Annotated in this window: 21 protein-coding genes and 3 pseudogenes; 17 read left to right on the top strand and 7 right to left on the bottom strand. The window is 38.8% G+C overall.

Annotation, left to right across the window (positions count from 1 at the left end):
- Positions 1 to 85: 85 nt before the first annotated feature.
- Together FC65_RS12255 and FC65_RS01055 are read right to left on the bottom strand one after the other, a co-directional pair.
- Positions 86 to 492, bottom strand: a pseudogene (locus FC65_RS12255) (FeoB small GTPase domain-containing protein); the annotation flags it as partial.
- Positions 489 to 968 carry a FeoA family protein gene (locus FC65_RS01055; protein ID WP_056971228.1) on the bottom strand — a complete coding sequence of 160 codons (480 nt, stop codon included), beginning with the start codon at positions 966 to 968 and terminating at the stop codon, positions 489 to 491. The gene FC65_RS01055 and the pseudogene FC65_RS12255, both read right to left, overlap by 4 nt.
- Before the next feature lie 398 nt (positions 969 to 1,366).
- Between FC65_RS01055 and trxB the strand changes: the two genes are divergently transcribed.
- The 17 genes and pseudogenes from trxB (at position 1,367) to FC65_RS00970 (ending at position 23,017) form a co-directional block, all read left to right on the top strand.
- Positions 1,367 to 2,317: a thioredoxin-disulfide reductase gene (gene trxB, locus FC65_RS01050; RefSeq protein ID WP_056971227.1), complete on the top strand. Its 951-nt coding sequence runs from the start codon at positions 1,367 to 1,369 to the stop codon at positions 2,315 to 2,317.
- Between the two features lie 109 nt (positions 2,318 to 2,426).
- The gene (locus FC65_RS01045) at positions 2,427 to 2,894 is read left to right on the top strand and encodes a glutathione peroxidase (protein ID WP_056971226.1); all 468 of its coding nucleotides are present in this window, start codon (positions 2,427 to 2,429) and stop codon (positions 2,892 to 2,894) included.
- A 696-nt stretch (positions 2,895 to 3,590) separates the two neighbouring features.
- A complete protein-coding gene (locus FC65_RS01040) occupies positions 3,591 to 4,655 on the top strand; it encodes a 2,3-butanediol dehydrogenase (protein WP_056971225.1) in 1,065 nt (354 codons plus the stop codon).
- A 276-nt stretch (positions 4,656 to 4,931) separates the two neighbouring features.
- Positions 4,932 to 5,828 (top strand): LysR substrate-binding domain-containing protein, encoded by an 897-nt coding sequence (locus FC65_RS01035; protein ID WP_056971224.1) that lies wholly within the window; start codon positions 4,932 to 4,934, stop codon positions 5,826 to 5,828.
- A gap of 343 nt (positions 5,829 to 6,171) precedes the next feature.
- Complete coding sequence (locus FC65_RS01030) at positions 6,172 to 7,551, top strand: class II fumarate hydratase (RefSeq protein WP_056971223.1); 1,380 nt, start codon at positions 6,172 to 6,174, stop codon at positions 7,549 to 7,551.
- Positions 7,552 to 7,833: 282 nt separating this feature from the next.
- Complete coding sequence (locus FC65_RS01025) at positions 7,834 to 9,231, top strand: flavocytochrome c (protein WP_056971222.1); 1,398 nt, start codon at positions 7,834 to 7,836, stop codon at positions 9,229 to 9,231.
- A 289-nt stretch (positions 9,232 to 9,520) separates the two neighbouring features.
- Positions 9,521 to 10,942, top strand: a complete 1,422-nt coding sequence (locus FC65_RS01020) for an anion permease (protein WP_056971221.1) — start codon at positions 9,521 to 9,523, stop codon at positions 10,940 to 10,942.
- Positions 10,943 to 11,318: 376 nt separating this feature from the next.
- Entirely contained in the window at positions 11,319 to 11,960 is a 642-nt protein-coding gene (locus tag FC65_RS01015) for a LysR family transcriptional regulator (RefSeq protein WP_235803047.1), read from the top strand.
- A 324-nt stretch (positions 11,961 to 12,284) separates the two neighbouring features.
- Positions 12,285 to 13,778, top strand: a complete 1,494-nt coding sequence (locus FC65_RS01010) for an FAD-binding protein (protein ID WP_056971220.1) — start codon at positions 12,285 to 12,287, stop codon at positions 13,776 to 13,778.
- A gap of 18 nt (positions 13,779 to 13,796) precedes the next feature.
- Positions 13,797 to 14,531, top strand: coding sequence for an SDR family NAD(P)-dependent oxidoreductase (locus FC65_RS01005; RefSeq protein WP_056971219.1), 735 nt, complete (start codon positions 13,797 to 13,799; stop codon positions 14,529 to 14,531).
- Positions 14,532 to 14,545: 14 nt separating this feature from the next.
- A complete protein-coding gene (locus tag FC65_RS01000; protein ID WP_056971218.1) occupies positions 14,546 to 15,994 on the top strand; it encodes a vinyl phenol reductase in 1,449 nt (482 codons plus the stop codon).
- 16 nt (positions 15,995 to 16,010) lie between these two features.
- Positions 16,011 to 17,228, top strand: a pseudogene (locus FC65_RS12810) (MFS transporter).
- Between the two features lie 570 nt (positions 17,229 to 17,798).
- Positions 17,799 to 18,650, top strand: a complete 852-nt coding sequence (locus FC65_RS00985) for an aldo/keto reductase (protein ID WP_056971215.1) — start codon at positions 17,799 to 17,801, stop codon at positions 18,648 to 18,650.
- A gap of 27 nt (positions 18,651 to 18,677) precedes the next feature.
- Positions 18,678 to 18,800 (top strand): hypothetical protein, encoded by a 123-nt coding sequence (locus FC65_RS12710; RefSeq protein ID WP_268872464.1) that lies wholly within the window; start codon positions 18,678 to 18,680, stop codon positions 18,798 to 18,800.
- A gap of 141 nt (positions 18,801 to 18,941) precedes the next feature.
- Positions 18,942 to 19,961 (top strand): Gfo/Idh/MocA family oxidoreductase, encoded by a 1,020-nt coding sequence (locus FC65_RS00980; RefSeq protein WP_056971214.1) that lies wholly within the window; start codon positions 18,942 to 18,944, stop codon positions 19,959 to 19,961.
- A gap of 528 nt (positions 19,962 to 20,489) precedes the next feature.
- Entirely contained in the window at positions 20,490 to 21,596 is a 1,107-nt protein-coding gene (locus FC65_RS00975; RefSeq protein ID WP_010495505.1) for an alpha-hydroxy-acid oxidizing protein, read from the top strand.
- Between the two features lie 93 nt (positions 21,597 to 21,689).
- Positions 21,690 to 23,017 (top strand): annotated as a pseudogene (locus FC65_RS00970) (FAD-binding oxidoreductase).
- 109 nt (positions 23,018 to 23,126) lie between these two features.
- On the opposite strand, the gene FC65_RS00965 reads toward FC65_RS00970, so the two are convergent.
- The 5 genes from FC65_RS00965 to FC65_RS00945 all read right to left on the bottom strand — a co-directional run bounded on the left by FC65_RS00965 (position 23,127) and on the right by FC65_RS00945 (position 25,676).
- A complete protein-coding gene (locus tag FC65_RS00965) occupies positions 23,127 to 24,065 on the bottom strand; it encodes a LacI family DNA-binding transcriptional regulator (protein WP_056971213.1) in 939 nt (312 codons plus the stop codon).
- A 233-nt stretch (positions 24,066 to 24,298) separates the two neighbouring features.
- On the bottom strand, positions 24,299 to 24,652 hold the full coding sequence (locus FC65_RS12705) for an FAD-binding protein (protein ID WP_082618904.1): 354 nt from the start codon (positions 24,650 to 24,652) through the stop codon (positions 24,299 to 24,301).
- On the bottom strand, positions 24,628 to 25,161 hold the full coding sequence (locus FC65_RS12700) for an FAD-binding protein (RefSeq protein WP_056971211.1): 534 nt from the start codon (positions 25,159 to 25,161) through the stop codon (positions 24,628 to 24,630). The genes FC65_RS12705 and FC65_RS12700 overlap by 25 nt, the downstream gene beginning before the upstream one ends.
- Before the next feature lie 8 nt (positions 25,162 to 25,169).
- Complete coding sequence (locus FC65_RS00950; protein ID WP_056971210.1) at positions 25,170 to 25,385, bottom strand: hypothetical protein; 216 nt, start codon at positions 25,383 to 25,385, stop codon at positions 25,170 to 25,172.
- A gap of 66 nt (positions 25,386 to 25,451) precedes the next feature.
- Entirely contained in the window at positions 25,452 to 25,676 is a 225-nt protein-coding gene (locus tag FC65_RS00945) for an FAD-dependent oxidoreductase (RefSeq protein ID WP_056971209.1), read from the bottom strand.
- Positions 25,677 to 25,836: the final 160 nt, after the last annotated feature.

Here is a 25,836-nt window from a genome sequence, read left to right as displayed (position 1 = left end):
TTGGCGGTTCTTTAGCGGACTTTTGGATTTGCTTGATCAAATCTGGAACATTTTCCTTTTTGACTGCACTTAAAGAAACGACTGGCAACGAAAGTAAATATTCCATTTTTTTCAAATTGATAGTACGACCTTGTTTTTTTAGCAAGTCTTTCATGTTTAAAGCAAGAACCATTGGCAAGCCAGTTTCCATTAGTTGCAATGATAAATATAGATTACGTTCCAGGTTCGTACTGTCTAAAACATCTAAAATTAAGTCTGGCGGTTGTCCAATAAGATATTTGCGCGAAATTCGTTCTTCTAAAGTATAAGGAGAAAGTGAATAGACACCTGGCAAATCAAGGAACATCAATTTTTGTTGCTTTTTAAATGGCCCATTTTCTTCTCAACGGTCACGCCTGGCCAGTTACCTACATACTGACTTGCCCCTGTTAATTCGTTAAATAAGGTTGTTTTTCCACTATTCTGATTTCCCGCAAGCGCAATTACACTCATAATTGCAATTCCTTTACTAAGATATTTGCTGCATCGCGTTTACGAATGCTAAGCTTATAGCCACGCACCTGTAATTCGATCGGGTCACCTAAAGGAGCGACATGGTAGATCTGAATAAGTGTGTTACGGGTTAGTCCCATATCCATTAAACGTTTACGCACGGCTTTATCACCTATTAGTTGAAAAACCACGCACGAACTATGAATTGGCATATCTGTTAGGGGTAATGTAGGTATATTTTGTGGTTTATCTAGGGGGGTAACTGTAACTTTTTCAGCCATTGATTGGCTGATGGCTAAACGTTGGCCTGTAAGATAAATTACTAACCCGCTTCCGCTATTAGCAGAATTAACTACAGTGACCATTTTTCCGACTCTTAGGCCTAATTCGGCTAATCTCGTAGTTAGTGCATGGTCTCCTGTTACTTTAGTAATAATGTATTTTTGTTGGGTTGTACCTTCTAAAAGAGTCGCCATCATTTTTCCTTCTTTAAATATAATTGAGAACGATTTTCATTTAGCTTAAAAGTAGCATATTGTGAATTCATTTTCAATATAATTTACTTGGAAAATGATTGTAAGCAACATTGTCTGTCGAGAAAATTTGTGTTTTTAGGGTCGCGATAGAAAGCCTACTTCAGAAGTGTGATATTTAATAAAAGTAGTTACTAACATTTTTGAAGCTGCTAAATACAAATTTCAATAGTATTAACACATTAGATATGCTAAGCGAGGTAAGAGCATAGGTTGAATATAAGCCCAATGGGTTGCATTTTGCTACGTTACTTGGTATGTCATACTAAAATAATCGTGCAAGACTGATTTTGTATGAACTATCCAGCAAAAGTAAGTTTTTATATTAAGGATGCGATCAAATGGTTAAAAAATATGATGTCACCGTAGTGGGTGCTGGTCCAGCTGGCTTAACTGCCGCCTTATATGCTTCGCGGGCAAACTTGTCTGTTTTGCTCTTGGATCGCGGAGTCTACGGCGGACAGATGAATAATACAGCAGAAATTGAAAATTACCCAGGTTTTGATTCGGTCCTTGGACCAGACCTGTCACAAAAAATGTATGACTCCGCTGTTCGGTTTGGTGCGGATTATGCTTATGGAACTGTACAAGGTGTAATTGATAAGGGCAGCTATAAGGTTATCAAAACTGATGAAGATGATTATGAAACTAAGGCATTGATCATCAGTACAGGATCTAAATACCGTAACTTAGATGTTCCTGGAGAAGAAAAATATCGTGGACGAGGCGTTTCTAATTGCGCAGTTTGTGATGGTGCCTTTTTCAGAGGAAAAAACGTTGTAGTAGTTGGTGGCGGTGATTCTGCAATTGAAGAGGGTGAGTATTTAACACATTTAGTTGATAAAGTTACGATCATTCATCGGCGTGATCAATTGCGTGCGCAAAAAATTTTACAGGATCGTGCATTTAGAAACGAAAAAATTGATTTTGTTTGGAGTAGTAATGTTCGAGAAATTGTTGGAGACGATAATAAAGTTACCAGTGTTAAAGGCATCAATAATAAAACTCAAAAACCATTTGAACTTGATACCTCAGGTGTTTTCATTTACGTTGGTCTTGAACCGATGAGTGAACCATTCAAAAACTTAAGTATTACAGATGAAAATGGCTGGATCCTCACTAATGAGAGGATGGAGACTTCTGTCCCTGGAATTTTTGCAGTTGGAGATGTTCGCCAAAAGGAATTGCGTCAGGTAGTGACTGCAACGGGAGATGGCGGAGTTGCTGGGCAGGCAGCTTATCAGTATGTTGCGGCGTTAGCTGATCCCCAAAATATAGTAAGGTCTGCTTAGGTAAAGAAAGTATACAAATTAGCGAAATTACTTTGGACGACTGATCTTATGTGTGCGTGACCTAGAAAACTGCGCTTTGTATGAAGTTATTATGGAAAGGATGAATAACATGAATACGATCTATGATTTTAAAGAAACAGAAATGAGTGGGCAAGAAATTAACTTGGAAGACTACCAAGGTAAAGTGGTGATCATAGTTAATACTGCCAGCAAATGTGGCTTGGCACCGCAATTAGAAGCCCTTGAAGGATTGTATAAAAAGTATCATGCTCAAGGGTTGGAAGTTTTAGGATTACCTTCTAACCAATTTCATCAAGAATTAAGCGAGGATGAAGAGACCAGTGATTATTGTCAGCGTCACTACGGAGTTACTTTTCCAATGACAAAACGTGTAGTGATCAATGGTGAAGATGAGGATCCTTTATTCACCTATTTGAAAGATTCTTCTGGGAATGGCAAGATCAAATGGAATTTCACCAAGTTTTTAGTTGGTCGGGATGGAAAATTGATTCATCGTTATGCTCCAGTAACTAAGCCAGAAAAAATGGAAGAACAGATCGTTGAAGCATTAAAGTAGTAATAGGTAACTTAATTAAGAACTAAATTCTTAATTAGCATACTAACTAAATAACACATGGCTTCCCGCTAGTACATTGGGAAGTCATGTGTTATTTAATGTGAGAAAATCATTTTCGGCTTTCTTCAATTGTTTCCTTAACTGCATCTTTAAGTACCTAGCTTGGCGCATTTGCACCAGCGTCGTAAAAAACCACTGCGCTCACGTCATATACTATGTATTAAATCTTACCTTTGTGAACCTTAAAATATTTTTGGGAAATTAATTGGAAGTAATTGTTTAAAATGCTCATTAACTGGATAGATGTATATAGTACAGAGTCTTTAGATTATTTACAAAAATGGGTTGAATGAAGGTGGATGACGCTAGTGAAGTTATTGGTACTGAACAGGAAGAAATCAAGATGAAATGTTAGTAAAAAGAAGGATCCTGACGTTCTGAAGTGTTCCATAATTATTATTGATAATTTACCAGCAATTTTTTGAAAAATAAATGTGGTCTTCATCACTTTTGATGAATGATGGTAGTTTGTATTTTGGTCATCAATTATGGGTACTTAATGAAAAGGTAGAACCAATGTCTATTTGATAAGATTAAAGGCCTATATTTTAAATGGATAAGAGATAATTCTTATTGACAGCGGTTTCATTGACGTGATAAATTGTCCATATAGATATAGAAAGGGGCAGTACAGTAATGAAAGCAGCAAGAATTTATGGCAAACAAGATATTCGGATCGAAGACGTTGAAATTCCTGAACCTAAAGATGATCAAGTTCAAATTAAAGTTAAGTTTGTAGGAATTTGCGGTAGTGATATTCATATGTATGCAGAGGGACTTTCCTTACCATATGAAAAGAATCCTTTAACTGGTAAGACAGTTCCAATCATTGAGGGGCATGAATTTTCTGGTCAGATAGTTAAAGTCGGTCAAGATGTGAAGAACGTTAAAGTTGGCGATCGCATCGCGGTTGAACCAATTCTGTCTTGTGGTCACTGTCGTAATTGTATGAAAGGATTGTACAATTATTGCTTGAATGCTGTTGGTCCTGATGGGAGCGGCAACTTTATCGGCGTTTCAGGCGACGGCGGAATGGCTGAATATGCTAATGTTGAAGCTAAATTTGCACATAAATTGCCAGATGAAATGGGCTTTGATCTAGGAGCCTTGGCTGAGCCAACAGCTGTCGCTTATGAGGGTATCAAACGTAGCGGCTTGATTGAAGGACAAACAGTTGCTGTTATGGGTGCTGGTCCAATTGGTTTATGTACAGCTATTTTGGCTAAAATTGCTGGAGCAACAAAAGTTTATATTTCAGATGTTTCAGATGTTCGTCTTGCTAAAGCAAAAGAAGTTGGGATCGAAAATACGCTGAACCCAACTAAAGATGATGTGGTTAAAAAAATTCACGAAGACCTGCCGGATGGTGTTGATATTTCTTTTGAATGTGCTGGAGTACAAGCTACATTTGACACGGCCGCTCAGATCACGACTGCTACAGGGGTAATTCAAGTGGATGCTTTATTTGGAAAATCGATCGACCTTGATATTAATGGCGCAATTATGAAGGGACATAACATCCATACAACACTGGGGTACGAAAATGCCTTTCCAATAGTTATTCAAATTATCAATAGTAATCAGGAAACTTTTAAGAAAATGATCACTAAGAAGATCCCTCTGAACGAGACTGTTGAAGGGATCAAATCATTACAAAATGACAAATCTCAAGTTAAAGTTATGATCTCACCGGAAATGTAGTGTCTCATGGTTTAACGTACTAAATAAGAGTGCCTGTCAGAATAATTAACAAATACTTTCCTTTATCGTTTAAGATAGGGGAAAGTATTTTTTATCATTGCATGGGAATAAATTGTTTTAATGAGGTGTAATTTTGCTACAATACTCTTAGTTGATGTTTTTGTTACGGTAGTTAGTTTCTGCAAATCAGGTATCTTTGTCTGATAACTCTGAAATGACAGTTTTTGTAAAGAATTGTTACCACTCAGTATCTGCCCGATTTACCGGAGGTTCAGAATGAAATTAAATGATTTAAACTATTTTTGTTATTTGTGTAAAGTCGGCAGTTTCACCGAAGCAGCCAAGCATTTTAATGTCAAACAGCCAACGGTGACTTTGGCGATCAAACGTTTGGAAAACAGCCTGCAAACTCAACTTGTTTCGCGAGATCACTCACAAAATTTTTTGCAAGTAACTTCTTCAGGAAAAATCTTATATGAACATGCAATCAAAATTTTGAATGAAGTGCACCTGGCGACAGTTGAGATCAATAATTTTTCTCAAGAAAAGATTAGATTTGGCTTACCGCCAATCATTGGCAATCTGTATTTGCCGCTAGTTGTTCCTGAACTGAGTGAAAATAATCTACTACAAAGCTTAGTTGTGGATGAATCAGGCTCTGAGCAACTAACACAGGACCTTTTGAGCGGGAAAATAGATATTGCGTTGCTGGGCAGTTACTCACCATTCAATGATTCGCGCCTTGTTGCGACACAGATCACCTGGCGCGATTTTGCAATCATTTCTTCAAATAAACATTGGTTAAAAGACTATGAAAAAGTATCTTTCTCAGACCTTAAGGACGAAAAATTTATTACATTAGACAGTAAATTTATTCATCGCCAAGTTTTAGAACATTATTCTAATGAAGCGGGCTTTACTCCCAATATTATTTTTAAAACTCAAAGCATCTCAATTTTGAAGAGAATGGTTGAACAAAATTCGGGGATCGCATTGTTGGTTGGAGATGCTGTAGCATTAGGAGATCAGCTAAAATGTACTCCTTTAACGGATGTTTTTGCCGAGAAGTTCAACATTTCGATAGTTACTAGAAAAAATTATCTTTTGAAAGAACGAGAATGGGAACTGGTCACACAATTATTAAAAATTAAAGATAAGGTGCATAATAGCTGATTAGGTCAAGAGAAGAGATTCTTTTGGCTTTTTTATTGTGAAATCAATAATTATTTTTATCGCATAAAAGTTTTTGTATAAAATAGCCTGGGAATTACTTGTCTCATCAATGTTATAAATTAAAATTATAACCCCTGCCATGTTTGACTATACTGAATTTCTGCTACTATCATGAAGATGTAAAGAAAGGAGTACCTATTGTATTTTTTTAAAAATTTATGTGAATCTTTTAACACATGAAATTTGAACCAGTCAGCTTTTATTGGAAAAGGCAAAACGTGATCACGAATAAATTCTGATTTTGTTGTTTTGTAATATAAGACATTATAGGAGGTCAAGTATTATGGCTAAGGATATTAGAATCGAAGAAGATACACTCGGAAAGGTTGAAATACCTGCTGTTGCACTGTGGGGGCCCCAAACTGAACGGAGTAGAAATAATTTCCCAACAGGCAGCTATATTCCATTAGAAATCATTAAGGCACTTTTGCAGATCAAGAAAGCTGCAGCCCAGTCAAATGAAAAAGAAGGGCAATTGCCTCAGGAAAAAACACAGCCTATTATAAAAGCCGTAGATTCTTTACTAGATCTATCTGATGAAAAATTGCGTGCTGATTTTCCGCTTAAAGTTTACCAAACTGGTTCAGGTACTCAAACGAATATGAATGTTAATGAAGTAGTTGCTCATTTGGCAACTAAATTGGGTGACGGAACAGAAATCCTGCCTAATGATGATGTTAACCGAGGACAGAGTTCAAATGATATTTTCCCAACTGCAATGAACATGACAGCTAGTGTAGCAGTTTTAGACTTAGAAAAAGCAGTTAGCCATTTGATCGATGAATTAAAGGTCAAACAAGAGAAATATTGGCAAGTCGTTAAAGTTGGTCGGACACATTTACAAGATGCAACGCCCCTGACATTTGGACAGGAAGTTAGCGGTTGGGTCAGCATGTTAGAACATGATCTGGCATATTTGAAAAAATTAGATGATACTTTACTGGAATTCCCAATGGGCGGAACAGCTGTCGGAACAGGTTTAAACGCAGATCCGCATTTTGCTGCAGACATCGCAGAAAAAGTGAGCGAGATCTATGGAATGAAGTTCAATGCAGATACAAATAAATTTTATGGGTTGGAAGCCCACTCCGGTTTGAATGTTGTTCACGGTGCAATGAAAACATTGGCTGCAGATTGCATGAAGATCGCTAATGATGTTCGTTTCTTAGCTAGCGGTCCGCGTGCAGCCTATGGCGAATTGAATATCCCAGCCAACGAACCAGGTTCATCCATTATGCCAGGTAAAGTCAACCCAACACAAGCTGAAGCAATTACGATGGCTGCGGTTCGGGTTATTGGAAACGATGTTGTCGTTAGCATGGCTTCTTCACAAGGAAACTTCCAGTTGAATGTGTACAAACCAGTACTGATTCAGGCATTCCTTGAGTCAGCTGATTTGTTAAGAGGAACGATCACTGGGTTTGCCGACAAAATGATCCATGGTTTGACGGTCAATGAAGAAAGAATGACTGAGTTGGTCAAAAATTCATTGATGACTGTTACGGCCCTGTCGCCACATATTGGCTATCATGACAGTGCAAAAATTGCCCAAGAAGCAGATAAGAATGGTACGACGCTGAAAGAAGCAGCGTTAGCATCAGGCAAACTGACAGAGGAACAGTTTGACGAATGGGTAGATCCATTGAAGATGACGAATATTTAAAAACAAGGTGGAGCAAACTGGGAAGAGACGAACATTATCGGACCTTAGGCTGATAGCGTGGATTTGCGCTGTTAGTCTGAGGTTGGATAAGCGGAATCTCTTGGTTTGCGGAACTCGACTAAAAAAACAGGGTGGGGTGGAGCGATTAGAAAGAGAGCATTATCGGGCTTCTGCATTATAGCGTGTTTTTGGCGCTGTAAAGCGGAAGTTGGATAGGCGAAACTTTCTGCTGCACGGAACCCGACTAAAAGGATTCCTACTTTTAAGGGAGTGAAATTAAAAATGGCCAAATATATTTTTAAGCCAACAGATTTAACAGAATTAAAAGACAATTATGATTTAGTGATCATCGGTTCAGGCGGAACTGGGATGGTTGCAGCATTACAAGCGAAAGAATTAGGACTTTCACCAGTTATTTTGGAAAAAATGGACAGAATGGGCGGAAACACGAACCGTGCTTCTTCAGGAATGAATGCGGCTGAAACGGATTTTCAATTGCAGCATCATATCGTTGACAGCTTTGGAGATTTTTATCAGGAAACTCTCAAAGGCGGAGGCGGCTTAAATAACAAAGAAATGTTGGAATATTTTACTTCTCATGGTGCATTAGCCATTGACTGGTTGGCTGATCGTGGAATTGTTTTGAATGATATTACGATCACGGGTGGAATGAAGATCAAACGGACTCACCGGCCTGCTAGCAAAGCAGCAATCGGCGGATATTTGGTAACGGAACTCTTAAAACAAATCGAAAAAGAAGAAATTCCGTTATTTGCAAAAGTCACAGTTGATCAGTTGTTAGCTGATAATGGGCAGATCACCGGATTAAACGTTAAATTACCAAATGATGAAAGTAAGAAAATTAGTGCGAAGTCAATTATTTTAGCCACTGGTGGTTTTGGGGCCAACAAAGAATTGATCAAAAAATATCGGCCAGACCTCGATGGTTATGAAACAACTAATCAGGTCGGGGCAACCGGCGATGGAATTAAATTAGCCACTGAGATCGGTGCGGGACTCGTTGACATGGATCAGATCCAAGTTCATCCAACTGTTCAACAAGACACAGGTCATGCTTATTTGATTGGTGAAGCAACTCGTGGTGAAGGGGCAATTCTAGTTAATTCCCAAGGTGAACGTTTTGTGAATGAATTAGATACACGTAAAAATGTGACAAATGCTATCAATGCATTGCCAGAAAAGAGTGCTTATTTGATCTATGATTCTGGTATTCGTGAAAACGTGCCGGCTATTAACTTTTATGATCACATTGGTTTGGTTAAACATGGAGATTCTCTGGCCGATTTAGCGCAAAATATTGGAGTCGATCCTGACAAATTACAAGCAACAGTTGCTAGTTGGAATAAAGCTGTATCAGCTGGCAAAGATAGTGATTTCGGACGGGACTCAGGCATGGAGCGCACGATCGACCATGGCGGCTATGAAGCAATTCATATTGCTCCGGCGGTCCACTATACAATGGGTGGACTTAAGATCGATGCTAAGTCACATGTCTTAACTAAAGCAGGTACTCCGATCGCCGGCTTATTCGCCGGTGGTGAAGTTGCCGGCGGTTTGCATGGTAACAACCGGATCGGTGGTAATTCAATTGCTGAAACTGTTGTTTTTGGTCGTCAAACTGGACAACAAGCATATAAATACTTGGCGAGTTTGAAATAAATTTTAGTTTGATCGTGAGCTATGCCAAGTATCTATAGCTATTAAAAAGAGATAAGGCTTAAGCGGCTAATTAAGACAGTGTATTTTTTTGCAAGGTATCGGACTACTTAAGATAATTTAAGCGGCAAGTAATACTGATTTTTATACACAGTTTTTTCTTGAAAGAAAATGTGTTCATTAGCTGGGCTGTTTTTTCTAAAAATTGAAAACTTGTTAAAACTTAGGTCATTATTGAAACAAGTTCACTGGTCAAAATAACAAAGAATTATCACGAGGAAAGGTGATATATGTGTTATTGAGTAAGGAACAGTATAAAAAATTTTTTTGGCCGGTCTTGATCGGATTAGTTTTGTGGTTCTGTACTCCATTACGTCCTGCAGCTTTATCTGTTGCGGCGTGGAGAATGTTTGCGATTTTTCTGGCAACGATCGTAGGATGTATTACTCAACCTTTGCCGATCGGCGCGGTTTCGATCATTGGTTTTGTGATCTTGACTCTTACTAAAGTTGTAGATATCGATACGGCAGTTGCTGGTTTTGGTAATAGCAGTATCTGGTTGATTGCAATGGCGTTCTTCATCTCACGTGGGTTTATTAAAACCGGCTTGGGACGAAGGATCGCGTTAAATTTTGTTTCCTTGTTTGGCAAGAAAACATTGAATTTAGCGTATTCTATTATTGGTGTTGATTTGGTGTTGGCTCCCGCAACGCCAAGTAATACAGCACGTGCCGGCGGTGTTGTGTTTCCAATTATTCAATCCTTAGCGGATGCATTTGGGTCAAAGTCCGATGATGATGAATCGCGGAAGAAAATTGGATCATTCTTAGTTTTTGCAGAATACCATGGGGATATTATTACGTCAGCAATGTTTATGACAGCGATGGCTGGTAATCCACTGGCCCAAGCATTTGCTGGAGATGCAAAAGTTAACATCAGCTGGATGTCTTGGTTTTTGGCAGCCTTAGTACCTGGTATTATTTCTTTAATATTGATACCTTTTTTGATTTATAAAATGTACCCGCCAAAAATTAAAGAGACTCCCAATGCCAAAAAATGGGCTGATGATCAGCTGAAAGAAATGGGCAAATTTTCTATCTCTGAAAAAATTATGACAGGGATCTTTATCTTAGCGCTTATTTCGTGGATGACCGGTAGTCTAACCGGAATCGATGCAACGACTACAGCGTTTGTTGCTTTGGGACTATTGTTGTTAACAGGTGTATTGAATTGGCAAGATGTTCTAAAGGAAACCGGTGCATGGAATACATTAACGTGGTTCTCAGTCCTTGTGATGATGGCAATTCAACTGAATAAATTAGGTTTTATTCCATGGTTTAGTAAGTTGATCGTCAGCGGTTTGGGTAATATGAATTGGTTCTTGGTCTTACTGCTGGTTATTTTAATTTACTTTTATAGTCACTATATGTTTGCCAGTGCTACAGCACATGTCAGCGCAATGTATGCTGCATTGCTCGGTGTATCGATCGCCGCTGGTGTCCCACCGTTGCTGGCAGCCTTAATGCTTGGATTTTTCGGTAATCTTGTTGGATCTACAACTCACTATGCATCAGGACCAGCCCCGATTTACTTTGGCTCAAAGTACGTTACTCAAGGTGAATGGTGGAAGATGAACTTCGTATTGGGCTTAGTTTACATGGTGATTTGGCTTGGCGTAGGAACATTGTGGACGAAAGTTATCGGAATTTGGTAAGAAACGAGTTTTAATTTAATATTTTTTCAAGTAAAAGGGTTCATGAGATCAGCTAAATCGGCGATTTCATGAACTCTTTTAGTGTTGATGAGTAACATATTACTTTAAAGATCCTATCAATGACCTCAACAGGCTTATGTCCTTAAGAATCATTGTTGAAATGATGCCAGCGTTAGATACATTTTCAACTGTTTCTATTGTTTAAAACGATGCGCCAATCAGCACCAAAGAGTTTTTGTGAATAAAAGTAAGTATTTAAATAGTTGTTAAATGAGCAGATGTAATATACTTAATATTAGAAGAAAAATATTTTGTCATGGGGTAATTTATTGTAGTGATGAACTTGGAAAGCATAATGATATGAGGAGTAAAGTAGATGAATTATAATTTAATGCCAGTTAAATATTTTATTGATGTTGTTCAGACCCGCGGTTTTATTTCTGCTGCTAAACGAAATTATGTATCAGAAACAGCAGTCAGTCTTGCCGTCAACAAGTTGGAAAAACAATTGGGAGATAGACTATTAAATCGAAGTAGTGGGCAATTTTCTCTGACACCAGCTGGTGAAGAATTTTACAAGCGAGCAACTGAGATCATTGATGCCTGTACGGAGATCTGGCGCCACCCAAATGAACATTTGGACAAGCTGTTAAGGATCCACTTTTTACAAGGTATGGGTAATTATGCAGCTTTTTTTGCTAGTAAGCTACCAGAACAATATGATTTGAGTTTTGATGAGGAGGTCTATGACAGCGGGATCAGCAGGTTGGTTATGGGTAATTATGATTTTTTGATTGGTTTTGAGCATATGTTTGCTAATAATGCTAAAATAACAACTTTTACTTTGAAGGTTTTGGATTTTGACCTGTTATTTAATAAAAAGGAATTTGACAAAGAAAGTGAATTGCAAGAACTATCTCAGCATTCAAAATTATATATGCAAAATTGGAAATCAAGTGGGATCTCTCATATCCAAACAAAAATGTTAGAACAATATAATCGTTATGGTTGGGGATAAGAAGTCATCGTAAGTGTCAATAGTTTTGAGGCAGCTTGTTTATGTGTGAATTTTAGGGGTGGAATAACCATGGTTCCCAAAGGTTTTTTAATACCATCACATTGTGAAAATGTTTACAAATTATCGCCGGATCATCTAAAAAAGGCTTTTCGTACTGTGGTAGCGATAAGTTCTAGCAGAACAGATGAACTAGCTGGAATTGTGACTAATTCGCTAAGTCAATAAGTTAAACTTATCACTAGAAAGTTTTTTGTGTTGGAGCCTTTATTGTATTTAAGGTATCATTTGATTGTAAATAATTTCACAATAAAGGAGGAACCACTTATGAAATCTTTAAATACAGACGTTGTCATTGTTGGCTCAGGTTCTTCGGGAATTTCAGCAGGTTTTGAACTATACCAACAGAAAGTTCCATTTATTCTTCTGGAAAGAGGAGATAAAGTTGGTGGGGCCGGTAAGTTTGGCTCTCATGGGGTTTTTGCTATCAATTCTCAGCAACAAAAAGATAAAAAAGTTAAATATGGTTATCAGGAAGCATTTGAAGGAATGACAGATTATAATCATTACTTTGTAAATGGTGAGTTGCTTTCTCGCTTTTTGAAAGAGTCAGGGGAAAACATTGAACGAATGGAACAGATGGGACTGCCAGTTACAGTTGAGCAAAGTGAACAAAAAGCTCATTTGAACGATCCGCTTGTTTACCATAAATTTAACAATTTCACAGGAAAAATGGCTAATTGGGATAAGTTGCCAAAAAAATTTGAAGCAGCTGGAAACATGGTACTCCGACAGACTGCGGCAGTTAACTTAGATTATAATGATGGCTTAAAGGCTGTTATTGCTGAAGATTCAAACGGACAAAAAATCCGAATCAATACTAAAAAAGCAATTTTTGCAGATGGCGGTTATTGTGGCGACCAGGAAATGATGGCTGAGAAATATACTGATACAGATGAATTACTTAACTTAGGGGAGCATAAGGCTGATGGAACTGGGATCAAGTTAGCAAAAAAACTTGGTGCTAATACTCAACATAATCCGGTATTATTTGCTCATGGGTGTGCACCAAGTTTCCAAATCAATCCGATGGCTCGACAAAGTAGTGTAGAGACTTTAACTAATCTCCCATTACTGTGGCTAGATCAAACAGGTAATCGTTTTGTCAATGAAGACGTCGTTTACGATTTTGCAATGTGGGCTAATGCTGCTCATAATGTCCAAGGAAGATATTATGCAATTGTAGATCAAGAAACTTTAAATACATTTAAAACAAAAGAAATCAATTTAGAAGATACCATTGAGCGGCAGTTCTGTGAGGTTGGGGTTGAACCAAGAACAACAGTTGGACCAATACCAGATATTCAAGCTGATTTTGATAAGGCAATTCAAAGCGGTGAGGTTGTCAAAGCTGAAACTCTTGAAGAACTTTCTGAAAAAATAAATTTACCACTGGCTGCATTGAAACGAAGTATCAAAGTTTACAATCAAGCAGTTAAAAATAAGAAAGACGACACATTCTTGAAACCAGCAGATGAGTTGTTATTTGGTGTAAAAGATGGTCCATACTATGCAATTATTGAACATTGTGCAATTTTAGGAACCTTAGACGGGGTTAACGTTAACCGTAATTGCGAACCAGTTAAGAGAGATGGCTCACCTCTTAAAGATTTATATATTGTTGGTAATAATGTTAATGGGCTGTATTCAGATGGTTATCCAAGTTATGAAGGGATTGCTAATGGTTTTGCTTTCGTTTCAGGTTGGATCGCAGCTAAGGAAGCCGTTAAGTCTATGAATAACGAAGAAGTCAAAAATTAATATGAGGAGACCTTAATTATGTTAGATGGAAAAGTTGCTTTGATTACAGGTGCTGCACAAGGAATTGGTTTTGCCATTAGTGAAGCTTTTGCAAAAAATAATGCTGATGTTGTTTTAACTGACTATAATCCTCAAGTTGCTGAGGTTGCTCAGAAGTTAAACGTTAAATACCAGGGAAATATCATTGGTTTAGTTATGGATGTTACTGATGATGATAGTATCCAGAAAGGTTTGGACAAAACCATGGATAAATTTGGCCGTTTAGACTATGTCGTTAATAATGCCGGCGGCGGAGTTCTAAAACCATTCGCAGAACTGACTAACGAAGACTTTGATTCAACTGTTAACCTTGATTTACGGGGTACTTTTAAGTGTATGCGTGCTGAGATTCAGTTGTTCTTAAAGCAAGGCTCCGGATCGATCGTTAATTGTGGTGCTTTGGGAAGCGTATACTGCCCAGGAGGTTTTGGAGCATATAATGCCGCTAAAAACGGTGTAATGGGAATGACGATGGCTGCTGCAGTGGATTATGCGGATAAAACTATTCGGGTCAACTGTATTGCTCCAGGATTAACTAAGACCCTATTAAATCCTGAAGAATTTGTCAACAAAATGGTTCCGACAGTCCCGATGAAACGTTATGAAACTGCGGATGAAGTGGCTAAGTTATTTGTCTTTGTAGCTAGTGAAGCAACATTTATGACTGGACAGACAATTTTGAGTGATGGTGGAGTTTCTGCTGGTTTGAAATAGTAGGGGGCTAGAAAATGTTTCCAAAAAAAACAAACTATGACTTGATTATCGTAGGCGGTGGGTTGTCGGGCTTGTCTGCTGCGATAACTGCTAGTGAACAAGGCCTTGATACACTGGTGTTGGAAAAGGGACGGACCTTAGGCGGTAATGGTAACTATGTTGAAGGTGCGATGGGTGTTGATAGTGATCTGCAAAAACAAGCTAATATTAATATTAGCAAAACTCAGCTCTTACAAGACGAGCTTGCGTACTCTCATTATGAGGCGAGTGCTCCGCACCTAAAAAAACTAATCGATTCGAGCGGTCAGGTGATCAACTGGCTGGCAGAACTAGGTGTAAAGTTTAGCAAGGTTGGCGGACAGGGTAAGAGTTGGCCGACGGTCCATTCTTTTGCCGGCGGCGGATATGCGGCAGTACAATTGCTGGCCAAAAAAGCTCAAGAAGCAGGGATCGAGTTTGCAACAAGCATTAGCGCACAAGAAATTAAACAGCAAAATGGGCATATTAGAGGATTAAGCGTTATGAATGAAGTGACAGGCCAAATGCGTGATCTGGTATGCAACAACGTTATTTTGGCAACTGGCGGTTACGCTGATAATGCAGAGTTGATCAAGAAAAGAACACCATTTTACCAGAAATTGATGACAGTCAGTAACGGTAAGGCAACTGGCGACGGTATGCAACTAGCATGGGACGCTGGAGCTCAACATTATCAAATGGGTGCGATCCAGTATGGCGGTGGTGCGATTTACGATAAGACACAGCCAGCATTTGTTCATATGTCATCACAGCTGGCGGCAGCTGCTACTCAAGAAGCAATCTTATGGGTCAATGAACGTGGTGAACGTTTCGTTAATGAAGATGTTAACGATAATATGTGCCATGCGGGCAGTGCAATTTTAACGCAAGCACGTGTTTTCTCAATTCTTGACCAAACAGCAGTCGATCATCTCACAGAAGTTGGTTTGTATAAAGAGGTAGGCAATTCTCCGGTTTCACCGGAAAAATTGGCAACTTTGCGGCAAGAGATTAAACATGATCTTGATACCCACCAGAAGTATTTAACGCAAGCAGATACAGTTGTAGGCTTAGCGGAGAAACTAAATTTGAGTAATTTACCTTCTACTATAGAACACTATAATTCTGATGTTGAAGCTGGGTGTGATGTTGATTACGGTAAAGACCCTCAATATTTAACAGCCGTGAAAGATGGCCCATTTTATGCGGTTGAATTAGGTGTTGGCATGGCTTGTGCTTTGGGTGGAATCCGTGTTGATAACAACAGTGAAGTTTTGAACAGATATGGTTACCCGATTTCTGGTCTGTATGCAGTTGGTAATGATGCTGCTGGTATGCTAGTGGGTGATACTTATGCAGTTACTTTACCAGGAAGTACCGCTGGATATGCTGCATTTTCCGGTCGCAACGCAGTGCTGACTATTAGTCGTCGGGCGGCTAATTGAGGAGGAACAAACTTTGATGAATAAAGAAGTAAATGCAACGACGAGTCGAAGATATATTTCTAAGACAAGAATCGGGATCCTGGCAGTTAGTACAATGTCTATGGCTTCACTTGCAATTACACCTTCTTATGCTGCGATTGCTAATTTTTTTAAGCTTTCTCATACCGGAGTACAAATGTTAACGACATTGCCTAACATATTTATGATGTTAGCTGGATTAATGATGGGTAAGTTAACCACGGGTAAATTAAAGTTAAAGACCATTGCACTGTGGTCAATATTGTGTGTTGTAGTTGATGTTTTTTTACCGCTGGCATATCATGCAAGTTTTATATTTCTGGTAATGTGCTCTTGCTTAGTTGGTTTGGGACAGGGTGCTTGTACTAATTTGGCGCAAGTTATGATTTCGGAAATGTTGCCTAAAAATGAAAGACAATCTACGATGGGACTGACTACGACTTTCGTTAATATTGGCGGAATGATTTTTATTATGGGTGGCGGACAATTAGCGACCTCTAGCAATTGGTTTAACAACTATTGGATCTAAGTTTTTTCAGCTTTAGTATTGGTAGTAGTGTTTGCACTGGTTCCATATCATCCTCAAAGTATGAATGACGAAACTGTTGTCGAAAATAATGCAAAAATACATTTGAACAAGTATGTTTTTGACTGTGCTTTTTGGGGATTTTGTATCATGTTATTAAATAATGTGTTGAATAATAATATTTCACTGTTTGTCGTTGAACAAGATATCGGAGCTACTTCGCAGGCGGCTTTAACATCTACTGTCTCTTTGGTAGGTGGAATGATTTGCGGTTTCTTTGTCGGAGTAATCGGGAAAAGGTTTAAAACTTCCTCAATCTCGATTGCTTTTATCTTATACGGGCTTTCTTACTTATTGATTGGATTTAGTAATTCTTTGTTCATGATATTTCTGGGTAGTTTTGTAGTTGGCGCAGCGATGAGCATTGCGATGGGACAGTTTCCATACTTGCTGTCAATAAGTGTAGATCAAAACAGTGTCTCGATGGCTATTGGAATATACGCCGCCATCAATTCAATTGGAGGCGCTGTGAGTTCCTTTATTGTAAATCCATTAACAAAAGCTTGTAATAATTTGGGATTAAATGTATTTTCTGTTAGCGGATTTCTTGCTTTGACTCTTGGGGTTGTCTGTCTCGCCGTCAAGTTTCAGACCAAACTTGTTAATGACTCGTTGCTTGTCAGAAATTAACAATTAATTTTATATAAACTATTATCTATTCTAAATGGAGTAGATGAATGTGAATAACTCTCTGAGAGTTGTACAATACTGGTCGACCTTTCTGTGAGTTGGTGATTTTGCGCGAAAAACGTGAAAAATTGAATCAATGGATGATGTCAATACGTTCTTTTCAACTGCTAGATTCAAAGTGAAACTTACTAGTGGTGAGATCGAATATATTATTCCAAATAAACTACAGGTTGGAAGTGGTGCTGAGTTTTAGTCAAGTTTGATTGGAAATTGTCGAGTGGGTTTTGGCTGTCCAATAATAATCTGCTTTTGAAATAGATTCATGGCTAAACAATATTTACATTGATAAAACCGAGTTTTCCGGAGATAGATCATTGTAGTTAAATTCATCGTGAAATCAATTGATTGATATAAACAGCATTATAGGTTTAGACTATTGTTGTAATTGTTTTTGAAAAGATGGGCAATGTTATTTAGCTGTGAAGAAGTTCCGTCTATCAGACTCTGTAAAGTACTGATAGTGCTTATTTCTTTACGTGTGTCCGCTCTGTTTTAGATAGGAGGACGAATATGAAAACAGTAACTATCTCTGGCAAAAATGTGCCAGCAATTGGGATCGGAACTTGGCATATGGGTGATGATCCGGCAAAAGAAACGCAGGAAATTGAGGCGATCCGTGCTGGGATCGATGCAGGTGCCAAAGTAGTCGATACCGCAGAAATGTATGGTTCAGGGAATTCTGAAATTCTCGTAGGTAAAGCTTTAGCACCGTATGAACGTGACGATATTTTCTTGATTTCAAAAGTTTTACCTTCAAATGCATCTAAAGCAAAGATGGAGCAACATCTGGATGCTAGCTTGGAAAGATTGAACACTGACTATTTAGATCTTTACTTGTATCATTGGCGGGGCGGTACCCCATTATCTGAAACGATCAATGAATTAGAACGTTTAAAACAAACTGGCAAGATCCGTGCCTGGGGTGTTTCAAATTTTGATGTTGCTGATTTAGAGGAGTTGTGGGATCTGCCGGTAGGGAAAAATGCAGCCGCTAATGAAGATCTATATAACATTGAAACTCGTGGGATCGAATATGACTTAACCGCTTGGCAAGCTAAACATGACCTTCCTTTGATCGCTTACAGTCCAGTCGGCGGTTTGCACAACGAACTGAAAACGACCATGTTGGAAAACAAGGTGGTTCAAGAAATCGCGACCGCTCATGGCGTTAGTGCTCATGCACTTTTATTGGCATGGGTGATCCGTGACGGCAAAACGATCGCAATCCCACAAAGCAGCAAGGCACAACATGTTACAAATAATGTTAAGGCCGCTGATATTGAATTATCTGAAGATGAATTGCGGCGTTTGGACAAAGAGTATCCTCAACCAGATCACAAAGTCCCACTGGCTATCAATTAATATACAAACATGAAGGTGCTGAAACAAATGTTTTTGGTAAATGAAAAGTCTGTTTCAGTGCCTTTTTGCGTGGAAGATCATTTGTCATGGTTAGTGACTGGTGCTGGTCAAAAGAAATGTTTGCTCAGCGTAAAATTGGCCATGCGTTAAAGTCTGTCTCACTTTCTGTTTCATGCGTTAGTATTTCATTGGAATCTTTTGGCCGTTAATTAGTGTTTGTGTACATTCTTTTGGTAAAATATGTAAGAGAAGTCAATGTTAACCTGTTAAAAATAAATGGAGGTCCAAGTAATGCTAAATTTAGCTTTTATTGGTAACGGAAAGAGCGCAAATCGTTATCATTTACCGTTTGTTCTAAAGTTACCAGATAAATTCCACGTTAAAACAATGTTTTCACGTCATATGAAAGATGATTGGAAACGGATCGAAGGTGTCCATTATACAACAGATATCAACGAGATATATGATGATCCGCAGATCGATCTTGTCGTTGTTTCGACCCCGCCACAGTTTCATTATCAGTATGCCAAAGAAGTTTTAGAACATGGGAAAAATGTTTTGGTAGAAAAGCCCTTTACGCAGACACCAAAAGAAGCTGAAGAACTATTTTCATTAGCTAAACAAAGGGGTTTATTTATTCAATGTTATCAAAACAGAAGATATGATTCGGACTTTCTCACTGTGCAAAAAGTGCTCAACAGTGGGGTATTAGGTGATTTGACTGAACTTGAAATGCACTTTGATTATTTCCGCCCGGAAGTACCTCAATCTGTACATGAATTTTCTCGGGCTGATAGTTTTGTGTATAGCCATGCTTGCCATACGCTGGACCAAGTTATTTCTTTATTCGGTAAGCCGGATGATGTTCATTATGATGTGCGCCAATTATTGGGAACGGGGCGGATGAATGATTATTTTGATATCGATCTTTATTATGGCAATCTTAAAGTCTCAGTTAAATCAAGCTATTTCCGGATCAAACCCCGGCCGAGTTTTGTGGTTTATGGGCAAAATGGGATGTTTGTCAAAGAAACAAAAGATCGCCAAGAAGAACATCTAAAAATGTTCTATATGCCTGACCATGCTGACTTTGGTATTGATCAGCCTGAACAGTATGGCACATTGACTTATATTGATGACCAAGGTAAATACCACGAAGAAAAAGTTGTTTCTGAAGTCGGTGATTATAGTCGAGTATATCAAGACATTTATGAAACTTTAGTGCACCACAAAGAAAAAACGGTCAAAGATAAAGAAACACTCTTGCAAGTTAAGATGCTGGCAGAAGCTGTCGATCAAATCAAAGAATAATAGTTTCCGAGTGCCTTTAATGGTGACAGTAGTCAGTATTAAAGGCTTTTTTGTTAGGTTTAAATATGAATGAAATGGTAGTAGTAATAAATTAACAAAATTTATCACAAACTTGTTTCTAAATATAAAACGATAAAAATATAAAAAAATAAACATTTGTGCGTGGTGGTTACAAGCAAGGCTTTTTCCGACAGTAATTGAATTTCTTCTATGAAATAAGTAACATTTTTGTTATAATAAATCATATTAACATATGAATGCGCTTACTTTTATGAGTAAATTTTTAAAATGATCCTATATATACCACAATAGTTTATGCTTTTATAAGTAAATAGTATATATAAAATGCTTGGTTTTTAAAGTTTGTGCAATTTTACGCTAAAAATTTACTAGTAAAGAAGGCTCGATGAACTATGAATGATATAAAAAATCGTTCGAGTACAACGATTTAAAGAAGATAAATTTTTGGTTACGAATACTTAATAGCAAGTTAGTTATTATTTTTAATAATCCGAGGGAGTGTTATTTATGGCATTGGAAAAGACAGTTGATTTTGGCAAAGTACAGGATATTGATGTTTTGAACTTAAGTAGTTTAGAAAAAAGAGCTGCTAAAGTGATTGGTAAAGGAGAATTTGGTTATATCGAGGAGGGGTCAGATGACGAATATACTAAAAAGCATAATACTGCTGCTTTTAACGAGGTTCATCTACTTCCGCGGGTCTTGCAAAATGTTGAAGAACCAGATCAATCAACAGAGTTTTTAGGAAACGAATTAGCTTCACCTTTATTAGCAGCACCTATTGCAGGTAATACTTTGGCACATGAAAGTGGAGAGATTGGTTTAGCTAAGGGGACTAAAGAAGCAGGGATCATGATGGCTCAAAGTACTTTTGCTTCTAAAACAATTGCTGAAACAGCAGCCATTAGTGACGGAGCTCCATATATGTTCCAACTTTACATGCCAAAAGATTGGGGATATTGCAAATATCTGTTAGATGAAGCCAGGAATGCGCAAGCAAGTGCAATTATCCTAACGGCCGATTCCACACTTGGTGGATACCGTGAAGCGGACATTATCAATAACTATCATTTGAAAGGCAAGATTGCTAATTTAGATGGTTACAATACAGGCAAAAAAGGCGTTGGTGCAGGTAGTTTGTTTGCTGAGTCAATGCAGAGCTTGAATTTAGATCTGATCGAAAAATTGGGTTCATATTCAGGACTGCCGATCATTGTTAAAGGAATCCAGCATCCACTTGATGCTGATAACGCGATCAAAGCCGGGGCTGCTGCGGTTTATGTTTCAAATCATGGTGGCCGCCAGTTAGATGGTGCGCCAGCATCGATCGAAGTCTTGCCTGCGATTGCACGAACGGTCGATCATCGTGTTCCAATTATTTTTGATAGTGGTGTTCGTCGTGGGACGCACGTTTTGAAAGCCTTGGCTTTAGGAGCTGATTTAATTGGTGTTGGCCGTCCATTTAGTTATGGACTAGCACTCGGCGGTTGGAAAGGTGTTCAAGCTGTGGCTGAGCATTTGAAGATGGAGATCAACATTGCTATGCAGCTGACAGGTAGTCGGACGATCGAGGACGTTAAAAAGATCCAGATCTCCAGTGACCTTAAATTTTAATAGCCAAAAATAAGAGGACAAACGTTTGAAAAACGTTGCAAAACAGATGTTAGTTTTGAATAGTTTTAATTACAGGGAAAGAAGGATTGGGTTATGCACTACTCTAGAGTTTCGGAGACAGACATTGAGACATTGAGGAAAATTATTCCGGCTGAGCGTTTCTTTTATCCCACAACAAAACATTATGATCACGACCAGTTTAACTACAAGAAATCAGCACCTGATGTAGCGGTTCAACCAGTCAGTAATGGTGAAGTTTCTGCTGTGATGAAGTACGCTAATGAGCACCAAATACCGGTCACGGTTCGAGGAAATGCCACTGGTTTAATGGGAGCAAATATTTCAGCTGATCATGGGATCGCGATCGATATGATCAAAATGAACAAGGTTTTAGAGTATGATCCGGACAGCTTGACGATGACAGTACAAGCAGGGGTCAGGATCCGTGATATTGACGAATATTTGGCTGACCAGCCCTTTATTTATGTACCTTCTCCGGCTATGAAGTGGGCTGCTATCGGCGGTAATCTTAATACTAATGCTGGTGATATGAAAGCTGTTAAGTATGGTACGACACGTGAACATGTGCGGGGTTTAACGGCAATTTTAGCCGATGGTACGCAGATCCACTGCAGCCATAAGACAGTAAAAAATAGTTCAGGTTACGACATCAAAGATCTTATCATTGGTAGTGAAGGGACTCTAGCAATTGTGACTGAGGTTGTCTTACGCTTGATCCCACGTCCACAGGTGAAGAAGACGTGGATAGATGGGAAGAATATTCCGGTAAAAAATTTCCCGTCAAAGACGGCAGTGGCTATTTAATGATCGGTTTTGACGGCAATGACGATAAGTTAGTGGACGGTGAATTGGCAGAAGTGGTCAATGTCGCTAATGAAAATGATGTTAGCAATACACTAGTCTTAACAGCAGATGATCCAAATTCCCAGGCTGTCTGGGATGCACGTTCAGAATTTGAAACAGCTATCCAGCAAACAACGACCAAGATGGATGAAGCAGATATTGTGGTGCCGATCAATAAAATCCCACTGGTCTTAAAAGAAGTGAGAAAAGTTTCTGAAAAAGAGAACGTCAGATTACCTAACTTTGGCCATGCCGGCGATGGTAATTTGCATATCTACATTTGCTGTGATGATTACTCTGATGATGAATTTGCAGTAAAGAAAGATCATGTTTTCAAGGCGTTATATCAGGTCGCAAAAGATTCTGACGGCGAAATGTCTGGTGAACATGGGGTCGGTTTTGCCCGTAAAGACTATTTCGAAGATTTTTATGGAAGCGATTATGTAGAATTGATGAGTCGGATCAAGCTCGCCTTCGATCCAAATTTGATTTTAAATCCTGACAAGATTTTCCCGTTCCACGTTTCTAAGCAGGAAAATGAAGTTGTCAAAAGTTAAATAAAGCAAAGCTAATGACCCAAAAAGGTACGCTGTAACAGTTATTGATCTAAACAAAAAACACTGCACAGTAGGGATATATTTTGTATCTCTACCTGGTGCAGTGTTTTTATCTAATAATTAATTCAGAGGAAACAGGGATTTTTTTGATTTCTTGGTTTTGGAACAGCTTAAAAGCCAGCTTCCCGACGTGTTTAAAGTGATGGTCGATCGTCGAAATATTCATTAACTGACTAGCTAGCTGATTTTCCTGCCCCATTAATGGAAGCGGTTCTTGCTTGTGGTCAAGATAGCATTGACGGACCCCTGCAGCAATGTCATCGCCATTTGCAAAAATAAAGTCTGGTGGTGTCGTGAGTCCTAAATATTCCAATGTGCCTTGATACGCGTCTTGATAGGTTGTAATACCTGTGATCACTAGGCTTTTGTCAGGAAATTTTCCATAGATCTGCTGGTAACAATTTAATGTTAGTTTGCTGGTGGTACTTAGCGAGTACGGGCGACTTAACGTAAAACCAAGCCGCTTAAAATTTTTTTGCTTGATCAGGTCAAGCGCTTGCAGGTAAGTTGCTTCGCGAGTCGTATAAGCTGCGGGAAGCTTAACTGAGACAGGGTCCTCGCAACAAACTATTGGACCATATTTTTGATATTTTGCCATCTGCTCCAAAGTGATCCCATGTGATGTAAAAATTAGACCATCATATGTCTTTTGGTGCGGCTGTTCCAGGTATTTGACTTCTAGCTGTGCATCATAATTAGATTGTAAAATAGTGATGTTAAATTGCTCGGCAAAAGCGGCCTCCATGATCCCCGTAACGATCTGGGTAAAATAAGGATGACGCATATGTGGTACCACTACGCCAATAGTTGATGTTTGCCCAGTACTTAGATCCCGCGCAATTGAATTAGGGACATAATCTAATTCGGTGATCACCTTTTTGATCTTTGCGCCAGCAACGTGAGAGACATAGCCGTTACGATTAAGATAGCGTGAGACGGTTGCGACTGAATAACCAGCTTTTTTGGCGATATCCCTAATATTTGCCATCCTAATTTAGGACTCCTCTCATATGCTTGTTATCCCCCACTATACTATGAATCTGTGAGAAAATTTATCATAGCTTATTTCTGGTTATTATTAGTGTTTTGTGTTTAGTGTTAGTAATAGTAATAGTGAAAGCTTTTGCCGGCTTTAATACATATTACAGATAAAAGAGCATCATTTACCTGGTGCTTAAACTCGCCGGCAAATGGTGCTCATTGTATTTGGATTTTTTATTTTTACTCGAGCTGTGTTGCAGCTGCTTTGCCCGCTACCCGACCGCTAGTCAAGGCAAATTGTACGGAACTACCAGACATGTATACGTGATTATACAAACGTTTGTTAGCTGATTCACCGGTTGAAAAAAGATTTGGAATAACTTTCCCATCTTTATCTAAGACTTCATATTTTTCATTAGTTTTAACCCCGCCAAAGGTCCCCATAATAACTGGATAGATATGGGCAGCGTAATACGGGGCAGTTGTTAATGGTATTACATGTTTAACATCTTTACCCATGCTGTCGTGGCCGCTTTTAGCACCATCGTTATACTCAGTAACAGTTTTGGTCAATGAACTATCTGAGAGTCCCATTGTTGCCCTAGTTTTGCAATACTATCCGCTTTTACAACACGACCAGCCGCAGCTGCGTCAGTGAGAGGTTTGAGTAATGTTTCGTTTGACTTCGAGGAATCGATGATGATCCATGGTTCATATGCAGATAATACGGCGTTAGCCACCACTGCGTAGGGACTGGCCTCATTCAAGAAACGTTTTCCATATCCATCGACATACAATTTATCCCAATCCATTAATAACGAACCGGTCTCTGGCAGAGCTGCTGTGATCCACATACCGATCACCCATGGATCTTCATATAAGACAGCACCTGCCTTTTGTGCCATTAAGATCCCGTCTCCTTCATCTCCGGCACCACCGACCGCGAACTGACTAGCGGTTTTGGCTGCCGGAATATATTGAGCAATCATTTCTGTATTATGAACAAAACCACCCGCAGAAATAATGACATTGCTTGCGTGAATTTTGCCTTTGCCATCTTTATCAACGATTTTGACACCTTTAACTTGACCGTTGTCCAGCAACAGTTCAGTTACTTTAGTATTAGTTTAGTAAAGTGATATTGGGTCTTTTTTTCTAAAGTTGCCGATAAATTGGCGATCAGTTGCTTGCCTCCGCCCATTCCGCCAGGAGTTCCTTTCGGAAAGTGGATCCGCTGCTCCGGATCTTGACCAAATCCAGCTGGCTTTTCATAAGAATGTCCTTGTTTTTTAGCTAGCCATTCCGTTGTTGTAACTGCTTGATCCATAAATTGATCAACAAATGCATAGTCTGGGTAGAGGCCATCAGGGTTAGACGTTGCCTGCCTTTTTTTCTACAGTTCTAGCCAAGAGTCTTTATTATCCGTAATACCGGCTTCTTTTTGAAAGCTAGTCCCAGTTGCGGCGATCCCGCCGCCAGACATGCGAGCTGATCCACCCGGCCATTCTGTTTTCTCAAGTAGTAAAATTTGTAAACCACTTTCTGCAGCAGATAAAGCCGCGGAAATACCTGCTCCTCCAGCACCAATGATGACAATATCATTTTTTTCAGGCCTCATTTTAGGTCCTCCTTCAATGTGTGTACACAACTAAAAATGTTAACGGTTTCAATAATTATTTTAGCACACATTAGAAAGGTCCTGCTTTTAATATTGAAACTTTGCTTAATTACTCGTGAGCAAGTTACCTCTTTTAAACGGACATGTGTACTAATATTAC

Source organism: Ligilactobacillus acidipiscis DSM 15836 (assembly GCF_001435755.1).
GTDB classification, from domain to species: Bacteria; Bacillota; Bacilli; order Lactobacillales; family Lactobacillaceae; genus Ligilactobacillus; species Ligilactobacillus acidipiscis.
The sequence above is the reverse complement of the archived record's forward strand: the minus strand, read 5'-3'. Positions and strand labels throughout refer to the sequence as shown.